12 protein-coding genes and 1 pseudogene are annotated in these 13,618 nt (G+C 50.7%); 8 read left to right on the forward strand and 5 right to left on the reverse strand.

Translation table 11 applies throughout. From position 1 onward, the window contains the following. Nucleotides 1-179 precede the first annotated feature (179 nt). From LA360_RS15695 to LA360_RS15710, 4 genes and pseudogenes are all read left to right on the forward strand, one after another. The gene (locus tag LA360_RS15695; protein ID WP_002587296.1) at nucleotides 180-1,049 is read left to right on the forward strand and encodes a tyrosine-type recombinase/integrase; all 870 of its coding nucleotides are present in this window, start codon (nucleotides 180-182) and stop codon (nucleotides 1,047-1,049) included. 22 nt (nucleotides 1,050-1,071) lie between these two features. Then, entirely contained in the window at nucleotides 1,072-1,917 is an 846-nt protein-coding gene (locus LA360_RS15700; RefSeq protein WP_002587295.1) for a tyrosine-type recombinase/integrase, read from the forward strand. A gap of 86 nt (nucleotides 1,918-2,003) precedes the next feature. After that, nucleotides 2,004-2,384, forward strand: a pseudogene (locus tag LA360_RS15705) (tyrosine-type recombinase/integrase); the annotation flags it as partial. Between the two features lie 42 nt (nucleotides 2,385-2,426). Next, nucleotides 2,427-3,572 carry a putative ABC transporter permease gene (locus tag LA360_RS15710; RefSeq protein WP_002587293.1) on the forward strand — a complete coding sequence of 382 codons (1,146 nt, stop codon included), beginning with the start codon at nucleotides 2,427-2,429 and terminating at the stop codon, nucleotides 3,570-3,572. 91 nt (nucleotides 3,573-3,663) lie between these two features. On the opposite strand, the gene LA360_RS15715 is transcribed toward LA360_RS15710, so the two are convergent. Both LA360_RS15715 and LA360_RS15720 read right to left on the reverse strand, forming a co-directional pair. Then, the gene (locus LA360_RS15715; protein WP_112481763.1) at nucleotides 3,664-5,400 is read right to left on the reverse strand and encodes a phospho-sugar mutase; all 1,737 of its coding nucleotides are present in this window, start codon (nucleotides 5,398-5,400) and stop codon (nucleotides 3,664-3,666) included. A 152-nt stretch (nucleotides 5,401-5,552) separates the two neighbouring features. Next, the gene (locus tag LA360_RS15720) at nucleotides 5,553-6,671 is read right to left on the reverse strand and encodes a protein kinase family protein (protein ID WP_057571904.1); all 1,119 of its coding nucleotides are present in this window, start codon (nucleotides 6,669-6,671) and stop codon (nucleotides 5,553-5,555) included. 289 nt (nucleotides 6,672-6,960) lie between these two features. Here LA360_RS15720 and LA360_RS15725 point away from each other — a divergent pair, with 289 nt between their 5' ends. From LA360_RS15725 to LA360_RS15740, 4 genes are read left to right on the forward strand one after another with little or no spacing between them, the layout of a single operon-like run. Next, a complete protein-coding gene (locus tag LA360_RS15725; RefSeq protein WP_225537568.1) occupies nucleotides 6,961-7,293 on the forward strand; it encodes a cupin domain-containing protein in 333 nt (110 codons plus the stop codon). Then, nucleotides 7,283-7,891 carry a helix-turn-helix domain-containing protein gene (locus tag LA360_RS15730; RefSeq protein ID WP_225537569.1) on the forward strand — a complete coding sequence of 203 codons (609 nt, stop codon included), beginning with the start codon at nucleotides 7,283-7,285 and terminating at the stop codon, nucleotides 7,889-7,891. The genes LA360_RS15725 and LA360_RS15730 overlap by 11 nt, the downstream gene beginning before the upstream one ends. Beyond that, nucleotides 7,891-9,954, forward strand: coding sequence for a beta-glucosidase family protein (locus tag LA360_RS15735; RefSeq protein ID WP_057571905.1), 2,064 nt, complete (start codon nucleotides 7,891-7,893; stop codon nucleotides 9,952-9,954). The genes LA360_RS15730 and LA360_RS15735 overlap by 1 nt, the downstream gene beginning before the upstream one ends. A 12-nt stretch (nucleotides 9,955-9,966) precedes the next feature. After that, on the forward strand, nucleotides 9,967-11,310 hold the full coding sequence (locus tag LA360_RS15740; RefSeq protein WP_057571906.1) for an MFS transporter: 1,344 nt from the start codon (nucleotides 9,967-9,969) through the stop codon (nucleotides 11,308-11,310). Between the two features lie 103 nt (nucleotides 11,311-11,413). On the opposite strand, the gene LA360_RS15745 is transcribed toward LA360_RS15740, so the two are convergent. Genes LA360_RS15745 through LA360_RS15755 form a run of 3 tightly spaced genes read right to left on the reverse strand, consistent with a single transcriptional unit; the run spans nucleotide 11,414 to nucleotide 13,591 of the window. Then, nucleotides 11,414-11,920, reverse strand: a complete 507-nt coding sequence (locus tag LA360_RS15745; RefSeq protein WP_022200976.1) for a tRNA (cytidine(34)-2'-O)-methyltransferase — start codon at nucleotides 11,918-11,920, stop codon at nucleotides 11,414-11,416. A gap of 19 nt (nucleotides 11,921-11,939) precedes the next feature. Continuing rightward, a complete protein-coding gene (locus LA360_RS15750) occupies nucleotides 11,940-13,112 on the reverse strand; it encodes an aminotransferase class I/II-fold pyridoxal phosphate-dependent enzyme (protein ID WP_022200977.1) in 1,173 nt (390 codons plus the stop codon). Further along, complete coding sequence (locus LA360_RS15755) at nucleotides 13,109-13,591, reverse strand: Lrp/AsnC family transcriptional regulator (protein WP_002593995.1); 483 nt, start codon at nucleotides 13,589-13,591, stop codon at nucleotides 13,109-13,111. The genes LA360_RS15750 and LA360_RS15755 overlap by 4 nt, the downstream gene beginning before the upstream one ends. Nucleotides 13,592-13,618 lie beyond the last annotated feature (27 nt).

The following is a 13,618-nucleotide window of genomic DNA, read 5'->3' on the forward strand; positions in this document are numbered from 1 at the left end:
TTATCCGGAAGTTAGACATTCTCCTTCTATTTGTCTATATATTTGCGTTTATCGCCCGATTTTTGTGAATAATCTGCGGGGATTTGTTCATCAATAGACAAATAAATGAAACTGTATATTTATTTTTGAGGAATCCTGAGCTAATATATTTGTTAAAAAATGAAAGGAGCAAAATTATAATGGAACTTATGGAGTCCCCGAATTTCTTGGATCATGCTGAACTTCTTGATGACAATACCCCTCAATGTCTCAATGCTTTTCACAAATATCTAATCCAGCATAACATGTCCTCTAATACAATCACTGCCTACATCTATAGCGTAAGGCATTTTTACACCTGTTTTGATCATCTTAATTCCAATAATGTCAGCCTTTACAAAGCATACCTTTTAGATCACTATCAGCCACAGACAGTCAATATGCGCATCCGCGCCCTGAACTGTTTCTTAAAATTCCAGGGCATCAGTGATTATAAAATACGTGCCCTCCGGCTGCAGCAGAAAAAATATACGGACTACATTATAAGCCAGGCTGACTATGAGTATCTGAAACGCCGGCTTCGTGAGGATGAACAATATACCTTCTATTTTATCATACGCTTTATCACCGCTACCGGGGTCCGTGTCAGTGAATTGGTTTCTTTTCAGATAGAGGATGTGATAAACGGCTATAAAGACATCTATTCAAAGGGAAATAAGATGAGACGCGTCTATATCCCCACCGCTTTGCAGGAGGATACACTCCAGTGGCTGGAATCTGAATGCAGAAAAAAAGGCCCTCTGTTTCTGAGCCACCTCAAACGAGGTATTTCTGTCTCTGGCATCCGCTCCCAGTTAAAGACATTTGCATACCGCTACCATCTTGATCCGAAGGTAGTATATCCTCACTCATTCCGGCATCGTTTCGCTAAAAATTTCATTGAAAATGGCGGAGACATCGCTTTCCTGTCCAACCTTCTGGGCCACACCAGCATCGAAACCACCCGTATCTATCTGAGACGGAGCAGCACGGAACAGTCCCTTATTGTGAATCAGATTGTTGACTGGTAATGGAATGAAAGGTGCGCTCAGCATGAATACAACTATACAAGAAAAAAATGAACCTGCCTTTCATGCATACCTGAAAAAAGCCCAGGCTTCTCCCAATACGATCCGCAGCTGCATGGCAGCCTGCAGGCTTTATTATTCCCTGTATGATGACCTGACTGTCAATCATCTGATTTGCTTTAAGGATTATCTTATTAATCACTACAAAGCAGCCACGGTAAACAATCGAATATACGGAATCAACCGGTACCTGGACTGCCTTGAAGAGCTTTGCGGCGGCCAAATGCTTCACTTCAGGCTGACTGTCATCCGTACCCAGCAGGCAGCCTTTCTGGATAATGTCATTTCCCAGGAAGATTATGAGACATTTAAGAAAATGCTTAAGGACGACGGAAATCTGCTGTGGTATTTTGTTGTTCGGTTTCTGGCATGTACCGGAGCCAGGGTCAGTGAACTGATACAGATTAAAGCAGAGCATCTGCATCTCGGCTATATTGACCTCTATACAAAGGGCGGGAAAGTGCGCCGTCTCCATTTTCCTGATGCCCTGTGCCGTGAAGCCCTGGAATGGCTGGCTGCGAAGGGACAGGCTTCCGGATTTTTATTTGTCAACCGGAATGGAAACCAGATCACCTCCCGCGGAATCAGCAGTCAGCTTAAGACGCTGGCCATACGCTGTCAGATTCCGCCTGAAACAGTCTATCCTCACTCCTTCCGGCACAGGTTTGCTAAAAATTTCCTTGAAAAGTTTAATGATATCTCCCTTCTTGCCGATTTGATGGGCCACGAAAGCATTGAAACCACCCGCATTTACCTTACAAAATCAACGCAGGAGCAGCGTGAACTGATTGACAAAATAGTTACCTGGTAATGTTTGCCGGCATTATGACGCCGCGGATATCGGGAATCCGGCAGTCACAGCAGGCCGCCTCATATCGCCCGCCTCCTCCGGGGAAGACCAAGGGCAATAAGATGAGGCGTGCCTATATTCCCCGCGGACTGATTCATGAACTGCAGGAATGGCTGGCCGCCGCCCACCGAAGCACCGGTCCCCTGTTCCTCAGCCGTTTTCACACTCCCATCTCCCCATCGGGCATACGTGCTCAGTTCAAGGTATTCGCGGTCCGGTACGGCCTGGACCCAGAGGTCGTCTATCCCCACTCCTCCCGGCACCGTTTTGCCAAAAACCTTCTGACAAATTTCAATGCTATTTCCCTTTTGGCCAACCTTATGGGCCATGAGAGCATTGAGACCACACGAATCTATCTGACCCGTTCTTCCGATGAGCAGAGAGAGCTTATTGACAGAATTGTCACATGGCGGATTGCATTTTTGTGAAAAAAACAGTATCATAGAAGAAACTCGGAAAGGATGGTTTATATGTACGAATATACCTGGTATCAATGGCTTACGTTCTTTTTTATATACTGCTTTTTCGGATGGATTTTTGAATCCACCTATGTTTCCGCGAAAACAGGCCGCTTTGTGAACCGCGGTTTCCTGCGCCTTCCCCTGCTTCCCCTTTACGGAACAGGCGCCGTTATGATGTTGTGGGTATCCCTTCCTGTAAAGGATAACCTGCTCCTGGTGTACCTGACAGGCGTCATCGCCGCCACCCTTCTGGAATACGTCACCGGCTGGGGCATGGAGAGGCTGTTTAAGATGAAATACTGGGATTACAGCAGCCAGCGATTTAACGTGAAAGGATATATCTGCCTCAGCTCCTCCATTGCCTGGGGTTTTCTGACCATCTTTCTTACAGAGGTGGTTCACCGCCCCATCGAGCATTACGTCCTGGGCCTGCCTGTCATGGTCAACATTGTTTTTGTACTGATAACAACCCTGCTGTTTGCAGCGGATACGGCTGAGTCCGTAAAAACCGCCCTGGATTTGGCCAAGGTGCTGGATGCCATGACAGACATGCGGGCTGAACTGGACGATATACAGGTACAGATGGCTCTGTTAAAGGCAGAAACCAGCGAGCGCGTTGCCGAGGCCAGAGAGGAAGCGGCTGCCAGGCTCAGCCGGATGAAGTCAGGAGCTGCCAGCCATGCGGCTGCGTTTAAGGATGACACGGCCGAACGCCTGAATGAGCTGGTTGAGAACACCATGGAGAAAATGAGCGGATTCGTGGAGGGTACCGCCGAAAAGATGGGCGGTCTGGTGGAAAACACAGCCGAAAAGGTGGCCCGGACAGCGGAACGGCTGTCAGAGCTTACGGAGGACGCGGCTGCCAGGGTGTCCGGTACGCTGGCCCAGCGCGCGGAGGGAGCCCAGCAGGCAATACAGCGTGACGAGCTTAACAAAGGTGTTGTCCAGGAGCGCAGGGACAAACTGGCCGCCCTGTCGCAGCGCCTTGTATCCATTTCCGAAAAACGCCATATGCTTTCAAGCCATATGGACTTCTACCGCAGAGGCATACTGAAGGGCAATCCCACCGCCTCCTCTTCCCGGTTCGCAGAAGCGCTGAAGGAACTGCGTGAAGTTGCGGACAGGAAGGACCCGGATGAACGTCATATAAAATAGTATTCTGTTTTTTAACCAAAAATACCCTAATAGTTTGACACAGCTTTATTTTCTGCGTCCTGCTATTAGGGTATGTTTTATTCCATAATTATTACATCATCTTATCCACCATAGCCATCACGGCTGCGCCCAGTGCCTCAGACCTGGCGTCGGCATCCTCCATGGAGCTGCCCTTGATACCATAGTAGAACTTAATCTTAGGCTCTGTTCCGGAAGGTCTCACACAAATCCATGCTCCGTCGTTTAAATCATAGTACAGCACGTTGGAGGAAGGAAGGCCTGTGGGCTTTACTTCACCGGCAGCCATATCCTTTATGGTGTCCAGCTTGTAATCTCTGGCGGACACTACCTTGTAGCCGCCCACCTCTTTTGGCGTATTATTCCTGAGCGTCTCCATGATTGACTGAATCTTAGCCAGGCCCTCGATGCCGGATAAGCCGATAGACTTGACAGCATCCTTGTAATAGCCGTACTTCTCATACATGGCAACCATGGTATCCCACAGGGTCATGCCCTTCTGCTTATAGTAAGCGGCCGCCTCGCAAAGGGCCGCTGTCGCGGAAATGGCGTCCTTGTCACGGGCATAGGTGCCAATGAGGCATCCGTAGCTCTCCTCCATACCAAAGAGGTAAGTCCCGTGGCCCGTCTTTTCATTCTTTAATACCTGCTGCCCTATCCACTTGAAACCGGTCAGCACTTCAATCAGTTCACAGCCGTACTCCCTTGCAACCGCATCAATCAGGTTGGTGGAGACAATGGACTTGATAACCTGCCCGTCCTCCGGAATCTTGCCTGCTGCTTTTTTCTGGCTCAGAACATACTCGCACAGAAGGGAGCCGGACATGTTGCCTGTCAGAGGGATGTACTCTCCCGATACAGCGTCCTTCACGTATACGCCCAGACGGTCTGCATCCGGATCCGTAGCCAGAACCAGGTCCGCATCCTTCTCCCTGGCCAGCTTAAGGCCCAGGGCAAATGCTTCCGCAGCCTCCGGGTTCGGATAGCTTACCGTAGGGAAGTCCCCGTCTGGCAGTTCCTGCTCAGGTACTACATATACATGGGTGAATCCCAGTTCCTTCATCACTCTTCTGGCCGGAATGTTGCCTGTGCCGTGAAGTGGTGTGTACACGATGCTGATCTGGTCCTGCATCTCGTCAATGGCCTTCTGGTTCACGACCTGGGCCTTGACCTGGGCAATATACTTGTCGTCGATTTCTCTGCCGATAACCTCGTACTTGCCTGCAGCCGCGGCAGAAGCCTCGTCCGTGGTCTTTACCGTGGACAGGTCCTCTATGGCCAGTACCTCCTCTGTCACGCCCTTGTCATGAGGCGGCGTAAACTGGGCGCCGTCCTCCCAGTATACCTTGTATCCGTTGTACTCAGGCGGGTTATGGCTGGCCGTGATGTTAATACCGGCTATGCATCCCAGTTCCCGCACCGCAAAGGACAGTTCAGGAGTTGGACGCAGGGACTCGAACTTGTATGCCTTGATTCCGTTGGCCGCCAGTGTCATGGCTGCCTCCATGGCAAATTCCGGAGACATATGGCGGGAGTCGTATGCAATGGCCACGCCCTTATCTGCTCCGCCCTGCTTGATGATGTAGTTTGCAAGGCCCTGGGTGGCACGTCTCACCACATAAATATTCATCCGGTTAATGCCAGCGCCAATGACACCGCGCAGTCCTGCTGTTCCGAACTCCAGGTCCATATAAAAACGCTCTTTAATCTCGTTTTCGTCACCTTCAATGGCGCGAAGCTCTGCTTTTGTGTCCTCATCAAAATAGGGGTTTGATAACCATTCCTGGTATATCTTCATGTAATCTTTCATTTTATACTCCCTCCTGAATGTGATATTCCCTGCATGACCTGCCGGCATTCCCGCTGCAGCGCAGGCCAAAGGGCCGGTCCGCAGCGTATTTTCTGATTAAGATTATACTATATCAAACCAGAAAAAGGAAGTACAACCCTTATTATTTTTCGTCAAACACAGCCTTCACAGTCCGCTTTCAGGCGCTTCAGGAAGCTGTTCCTGGCCTGCTGCTGTTCCTCCAGGCCCCGCAGTTTGTCGGTGTTGCGGGCCGGTATCCAGGCCTTGTTGGCGTTGTAGTAAAAGTTCAGCTGCTTCCAGTATTTTTCAGGATAAAGAAACAGGTAGTACAGGCATCCCCTTTCCTTCGGCTCCATGGGCAGCACCCTTTCATATGAATCCAGCATGGACAGGCCCAGGTCCAGGTTCCATCCGTGCTTTTCCATGACCTTGCGCATGAAACGGTACAGGTCCGATATCTGTATTCCAAGATGCATCCGGTTGTACTCAATGATAGCTGTGTAGCTGCCTCCCATGAGCACATGGTGCTGGTCCAGATCCCCATGGCACAGGTACAGGGGCTTCCTGTCCTTTTGGCCTGGGGGCTGGACCTCCGCTGCTTCCAGGGCATCCTGGTCATCCTGGTACAGCCCCAGCTTCAGGCATTTTCCGCTGCCGCACATTCCGTTTCCTGCTGCCGGCTGCCGGCGGGGTTCGGGCCATAATTCCCGTATACCCTGTACCGCTTCCAGGGCCTGGTCGTAAAACATCTGATAGCTGCCAATGACGCACAGCTCAAATTCCGACTTCTTGCGTTTGGATCTTATATAATTGCGGGCCCGCTGCATTTCCCGGTTGTGCCGCTCCAGCTCTTCCTCCAGAGGACCTGAGAGGATGGAGCCCATGCTCCACTCCTCCTTAAACTCAATCTCTCGCAGCTGGCTGTGCAGCATAGCCAGCCGGGACAGTGCCTGGCGTATTTCATAGCCGTCCTTTATATTGCATTCCCGGTCCAAAAACCAATCCTTTAATATGTATCTGGTGCCGTCGCTGGTCACGGTCATCAGGTCGCCTTCCCTGTTTCTCAAGTACCGGTCAGCCCTCAGACTTCCCCTGGTATCAAGCCGCCCCAGGACCTCGTCCTCAAACTCCAGACGCCTGGCTGTCCCGCGGTATTCCTTCAAAAGCCTGCAGCCCTGGTCTGTCTCACATATCCAGGAGCCGCGTCCCTTTCTCACGGTTCTGACTTCCATATCATACTGTTCTAAGGCTTCCACGTACTTCTCGTTCATCCACAACCCCTCCACACTCTTATCCCATCACATTTAGTCGAAACGGGAAGCTGCCGTTTCAGCTACTTCTAGGGTATGTAAAGATTTGGTTGTTTATGACAGGAGAAATGGAGGACCGGGTTCAATTCCCATTTTGTGTATAGTGTACAAACCATTCCCGCCGTATTGCCCACATCATGCCGAAATGTCCTGATATGACAGTAAAGAAATGTGAAAATGACAACAATTCCTCTGAAAAAGCAATATAATAATTCTGTAAATATTTACAAGGCACACAAAGGAATGAATCATGAGCTCATATATTTTTGAAACAGTGGAATTTGAAAAGAAATATCCGGTTAATGCGTTTGTGGCTTCTATCCAGAGCAGCAGTTTCCATTGGCACTACGAATACGAACTGCTGGCAGTACTGAAAGGAAGCATTACGGTCAGAGTCAGCTCCAGGGTACTGGTCCTTAAAAAGAACGATATCATATTAATCAATTCCAAAAGCGTGCATGAAATTCAATGCGAGCAGGGAGACAACCTGTGCATGGTTCTGCAGCTGGACCCGGCGTTGTTTAAGAATGAAAAGGGGGAGACCATCTTCTACCGCTTCTATATTAAACAGTGTGACCGATGAACTGCCTGTGAGAGGCGGATATCTGCATTTTGTAAGGAGGGCTGCCAGAATCGTACTGGGCTCCCTTAAAAAGGAGGAGGAAAAATCATACTACCGCGTCTGCGCCGAGGTATATACCCTGATTGCCGATCTGTTTGAATATGTGGAGTATGACATGAGCATGCAGACAGGACAGTCTGACCATGATATCACTCTTCTGATGGAGATCATCGATTATATCAGGGACCACGTGGAGGACCGGGACGTCTTAAAGCACCTGTGCAGGGAAATCGGCATGAGCAGCAAGACCGTGTACCGGTATCTTAAAAATCATGTGGGCATGTCGGTTAAGGATATGGTTGACACGCTGAAGGTGGATAAGGCCAAAAAGCTTCTCAATCACACGGAGAAAAACATGAACTGCATCATTGACGAATGCGGATTTGGTTCTGAAAACACATTTTACCGGATTTTCAGACAGAGCACCGGACTGACCCCCAGGGAGTACCGGCAGAAGGGACTTGAACAGAAGGACAACGGCATCCTGAAGGGCTATCTGGATTTTGAAGAATGTGAGGCTGAAACAATCATACTGGAAATATTGGAGGAACAGAAATAATGGATTACAGCAAGGAAAACAGGCTGTCCTATACAGAAAGGGCCCGCCGTATCGTGGATTCCCTAACCCTGGAAGAAAGGGTCTCCTTAATGAGCGGTTCCATGACGTTCGAGGAAGTAAGGGGAGCCATCAAGAAGAAAACAAAGGAACACTATAATCATTTTCCCTACCCCGCAGGAGGAATCCCGGAAAAAGGAATCCCCGCCGTCCTTTTCTGCGACGGTCCAAGGGGCGTTGTCTGCGGCAATGGAAAAAGCACCTGCTTTCCGGTGTCCATGCTGCGCGGGGCTTCCTTCGATACGGACCTGGAAGAAGAAATCGGGGAGGCCATGGCAGAGGAGGTACTGGCCTACGGAGGGAATCTGTCTGCCGGCGTATGTATCAATCTTCCCTACAATCCCGGATGGGGAAGAAGCCAGGAAACATACGGCGAAGACTCCTTCCATCTGGGCGAGATGGGCGCCGCCCTTGTGCGGGGCATACAGAAAAAGGGCGTCATTGCGTGTGTCAAGCATTTTGCCTTCAATCAAATGGAAAATGCCCGTTTCAAAGTAAATGTGGACTGCACCAGGAGAACGGAGCGCGAAGTATTCCTTCCCCACTTCAAGAAATGTATTGACCAGGGGGCCGGAGCCGTTATGAGTTCCTATAACCTTTACAAGGGGGTCATGTGCGGCCATAACGGATATCTGCTGGACCAGGTTCTTAAGGATGAGTGGGGGTTTGACGGTTTCGTCATGAGCGACTTTGTATGGGGTGTGAAGGATACGGCGGCGGCTGCCAACGGCGGACAAACCATGGAGATGTGTGTCACCAAATACTTTGGCCAGAATCTGGTAAACGCGGTTAAGGAGGGGCTGGTGGATGCGAGCAGGATTAACGATGCCGCCCTGCGTATCGTGCGCACACTTCTGGCATTTGAGGATAAAAAAGAACATGTAAGACCTAATGTGATTGGGTGCAAAAAACACACAATGCTTGCTCTGGAATCAGCCAGGGAGGGCATCACCCTGATCAAAAACCAAAACCAGGTGCTTCCCCTTGACAAGAAATCCACCAGGCAGGTGGTGGTCCTGGGACGGCTGGCACAAAAGGAAAATACAGGTGACAGAGGTTCCAGCCAGGTGTACCCTCCCTATGTGGTGACCGCAGTCAAGGGAATTGCCGCGGCATCCCCCAAAACAGAGGTTATCTATTATGAGGGCAGCAATCCGGAGCACAGCCGGCACCTGGCCCAGGAGGCCGACGCGGTCATATTTGTTGTTGGTTATGATTATAACGACGAAGGCGAGTATGTGGCTGAGGACAGAAAGGATGTCTACACCGGCGCAGTGGGCGGCGACAGAAGAAACGGACTGGGCCTTCACGGCGCGGACAGGAAATTGATTGAGGCGGCCGGTCCTGCCAACAAAAACTCCATCGTGGTCCTCATCGGAGGCAACATGATTATGCTGGAAGGCTGGAAAGACCAGGTGGCGTCCATTCTCATGGGATACTATCCGGGTATGGAAGGCGGGACAGCCCTGGGGGAAATCATTTACGGCGACGTGAATCCCAGCGGAAAGCTGCCCTTTGTGATTCCCAATAGGGAGGACCAGCTTCCGTCCGTGGACTGGAACGGAACCACCCAGTATTACGATTATTACCATGGATACAGGAAGCTGGACAAGGAGGAAATCCGCCCCGCAGTACCTTACGGCTTTGGACTGTCCTATACCACATTTTCAGTGGAATGCATGAAGGCCTGGACAGCAGACGGTCTGGTATATGCCTGCTGCGATGTAAAAAACACCGGCGGCAGGGAGGGGACAGAAGTCTTACAGATGTATGTGGGTTTCCCCCAGTCAAAGGTAGACCGTCCCGTCCGAACATTGAAGGGATTTAAGCGGAGCAGTCTCCAGCCAGGCGAAAAGAGGACTGTCGTTATCTCCTGTCCTGTGGAGGAACTGGCCTGGTTTAATGAGGAAACCGGTTCCTTCGAGACAGAGCATATGGAATATGAGATTTACATGGGCACCAGCAGCGCGCCGGAAGACCTGCTCATGACAACTATTACAATATAGGGGGAAATCAAGATGGAAAACAAACCATCCTTATGGGAGAAACTTGCCTTTGCCGTTGGCGACGGAGGCTGCAATTTCGTTTGGACCACCATTGGTTCATTCCTGACATTATATTACACGGACAGCGTGGGGATCAGCGCCGCTGTCATAGGCACCATTATGCTGCTGACAAGACTTCTTGACGGGGTAACGGATCTGGGTATGGGGGCCCTCATAGACAGGACCCGCACACGCTGGGGCAAAGCCCGCCCGTGGGTCCTCTGGTCCGCCGTACCCATGGGGCTGGGGCTGGTTCTTCTGTTCAATGTTCCTGCCTCCCTGGGAAGCAGCGGAAAGATTGCATATGCAGCCATTACATACACCCTAATGGCGGCTGTCATCTACACGGCCTGCAATCTTTCCTACAACACCCTTCTGTCACTGACAGCGCCCAACCCAAAGGACAGGGTTCTCATGAGCTCCCTGCGATTCTTCTGCACCATGGGTGTTGTTCTTATCATCAACTACAATACCATGAACCTGGTGGAACGTTTTGGCTGGAATGGGATGGCTTTCGCCTTCGGAGTCATTGCGGTAGTCCTGCTGCTCATTACCTTCTTCTTTACAAAGGAACGCTCCATCGCGGGAATATCGGGAAAGAGTGAGAAAAAGATTCCCGTGGGCCAGTCTTTCAGGTTATTGTTCAAGAATAAATACTTTATATTTGTCACCCTGATTTTTGTCATAAATTATACAGCCCTTGGTGTCAACAACGGTCTGCGCATCTTCTATGCCAGGGATGTCCTTGGCAATGCAGGGCTGATGGGAACGCTCACCTTATGTTTTATCCTGCCCAAAATGATTGGCAACCTTCTCTATCCCCAAATTACAAGGATAATGGGAAAATGGAAAAGTCTGGTTCTGGGATACATCCTGGAAATGGCAGGAGTAGCCGTCATGGCCCTCACACCTTCCTCCCTGGGCACTGCCGTGGCGGGCCTGGTACTGCTGGGAATCGGAGGCATCCCCCATACGGCGGGCCTGTTTGCCCTGGTAGCTGACGTAATTGATTACGGCGAATGGAAAACCGGGGTCCGCATTGACGGCCTCACCAATTCCGCCACCAGCTTCGGCATGAAGGTAGGAGCCGGCCTGGGCTCTGCCATCGTGGGATGGGGACTGGCCTGGGGAAATTACAACGGCAGGCTGGCTGCCCAGACAGCAGAAACCGTGTCAGCCATCAAAATCCTGTTTACGGCAGTTCCCTTTGCCCTGTTTTCAGCGGGGCTGATAATCATTATGTTTACCAATATTGACAAAATATACCCTCAGATTTCCAGGGATTTGGCGGCGGGAAGGTCTGAGGCCGGACAATAGGCTTCCCGCCCGAAAACACCCCCGGAGCAGTGTGAATTATCGTAATATAATTCACACGTTCCGGGGGTGTTTCACTTATCTTTTTATTTATCTGTTTGTCTGTCTATTCATCCTTCCAGTGCAGGTGGTGAAGCTGACCGTTCAGCTCCAGCTTGCCGAATCCATTCTGTCTCAACGCCTCGTACAGCACGATGGCCGCGGAATTGGACAGGTTCAGGGAACGGATATCGCCCCACATGGGAATCCGGATGCAATGGTCCTCATTGTCCACCAGAATCTCCTCCGGGATGCCGGCGCTTTCCCTGCCGAACATGAGATAGCAGTCCGGCCTGTAGGACACATCGGAATACACCTTGTGGGCTTTGGTGGTGGCAAAATACATGCTGCCCCGGGCCTGGGGATTGCGCTCCAGGAAGTCCTGATAATCGCTGTACACAGTCACGTTCAGTTTGTCCCAGTAGTCCAGCCCTGCCCTCTTTAATGCCTTCTCATTGAGCTTAAAGCCCAGGGGCTCGATGAGATGGAGCCTGGTCCGGGTGGCAACGCAGGTACGGCCGATATTGCCTGTATTGGACGGCATTTCCGGTTCTAATAGTACAATATTCATCATGGTATGCTGCGCCTTTCTGCTATTCCCCGCCGTCCAGTCTTTTCACGAACCTTGCCATGCGTCCCAGGGCTTCCTTCAGTTTATCCAGGGAGTAGGCATAGGAAACTCTCACGAATCCCTCCCCGCAGTCCCCAAATGCGGTGCCCGGCACCACAGCTACCTTTTCCTCTTCCAGGAACCGGGTGGCGAATTCCTCAGATGTCATTCCGAAACGGCTGATGTTGGGGAAGGTATAAAACGCGCCCATGGGCTCAAAGCAGGTAAGGCCCATCTCCTCATAGGCGTGGAGAAGAAAACGCCTGCGCTGATTGTAGGATTCCCGCATCATGGCCACGTCCGGATCCCCGTTCTTCATGGCTGACACGGCTGCGTACTGGCTGGTGGTAGGGGCGCACATGATGGCGTACTGATGAATCTTCAGCATCTGCTCCAGAATGATATGGGGAGCTGCGGCATAGCCCAGACGCCAGCCCGTCATGGCATAGGCCTTGGAGAAGCCATTGATGAGCACGGTCCTCTCCTTCATTCCGGGGAAGGATGCAATGGTCACATGGCGCTTGCCGTTGTATGTCAGTTCGGAATAAATCTCATCAGAAATCACAAACAGATCCTTTTCCAAGACAATATTTACAATTTTTTCCAATTCCTCTTTTTCCATAATGGCACCCGTAGGGTTGTTGGGGAAGGGAAGGATGAGAATCTTTGTCTTGTCTGTAATCTTCTCCAGAAGCTTTTCCGGAGTCAGCTTGAACTGGTCCTTTTCCTCCAGCTCAATGGTCACGGGCACGCCGTCTGCCAGGGTAACACAGGGCATATAGGACACGTAGCTGGGCTGGGGAATCAGTACCTCATCTCCCTCGTTTAACATGGCCCTCAGGGCAATGTCGATGGCCTCGCTTCCGCCTACCGTTACCAGGATCTCCTGGTCCGGGTCATATGTAGCGCCGCATCTGCGCTTTAAATATTCGCATATCTCCACTTTAAGGGGCTTTAAGCCGGCATTGGAGGTATAGAAGGTACGCCCCTTTTCCAGGGAATAGATACCCTCCTCACGGATGTGCCAGGGCGTCTCAAAATCCGGCTCGCCCACGCCAAGGGAGATGGCGTCCTTCATCTCACTTACAATATCAAAGAATTTACGGATACCGGACGGCGGTATCTTTACGATTTTATCTGATAATGGGTTTCTCATGGAGTAATCAGCATCCTTTCATCCTGCACCTGCTCACTGATAATGGTGCCGTGGTCTTTGTATTTTTTCAATACGAAATGGGTTGCAGTGCTTAATACGGATTCCATCGGTCCCAGCTTGTCGGATACGAACTGGGCAATCTGGCGCATGGTTCTGCCCTCGATGAACACAGTGAAGTCATAGGCTCCGCTCATGAGATACACGGCCTCCACCTCGCTGTATTGGTAAATGCGCTCCGCTATCTTGTCAAAGCCCATGCCCCTCTGAGGAGTTACCTTTACCTCGATTAACGCCACCACCTTTTCCTCGCTGGTATTATCCCAGTTAATCAGTGTATGGTATCCGCAGATAATGTGTTCCTTCTCCATCTCCGCTATCTCGTTGGCCACCGCTATTTCGCTTTCTCCCAGCAGTATAGCCAGGTCCTTAAGGTCGATTCTGCTGTTTTTCTCAATGACTGCAAGTATCTTTTCTCTCATAATATATCATCCTCCATCCTTCCATGT

Origin of the sequence: Enterocloster clostridioformis, assembly GCF_020297485.1 — a bacterium.
Classification (GTDB): domain Bacteria; phylum Bacillota; class Clostridia; order Lachnospirales; family Lachnospiraceae; genus Enterocloster; species Enterocloster clostridioformis.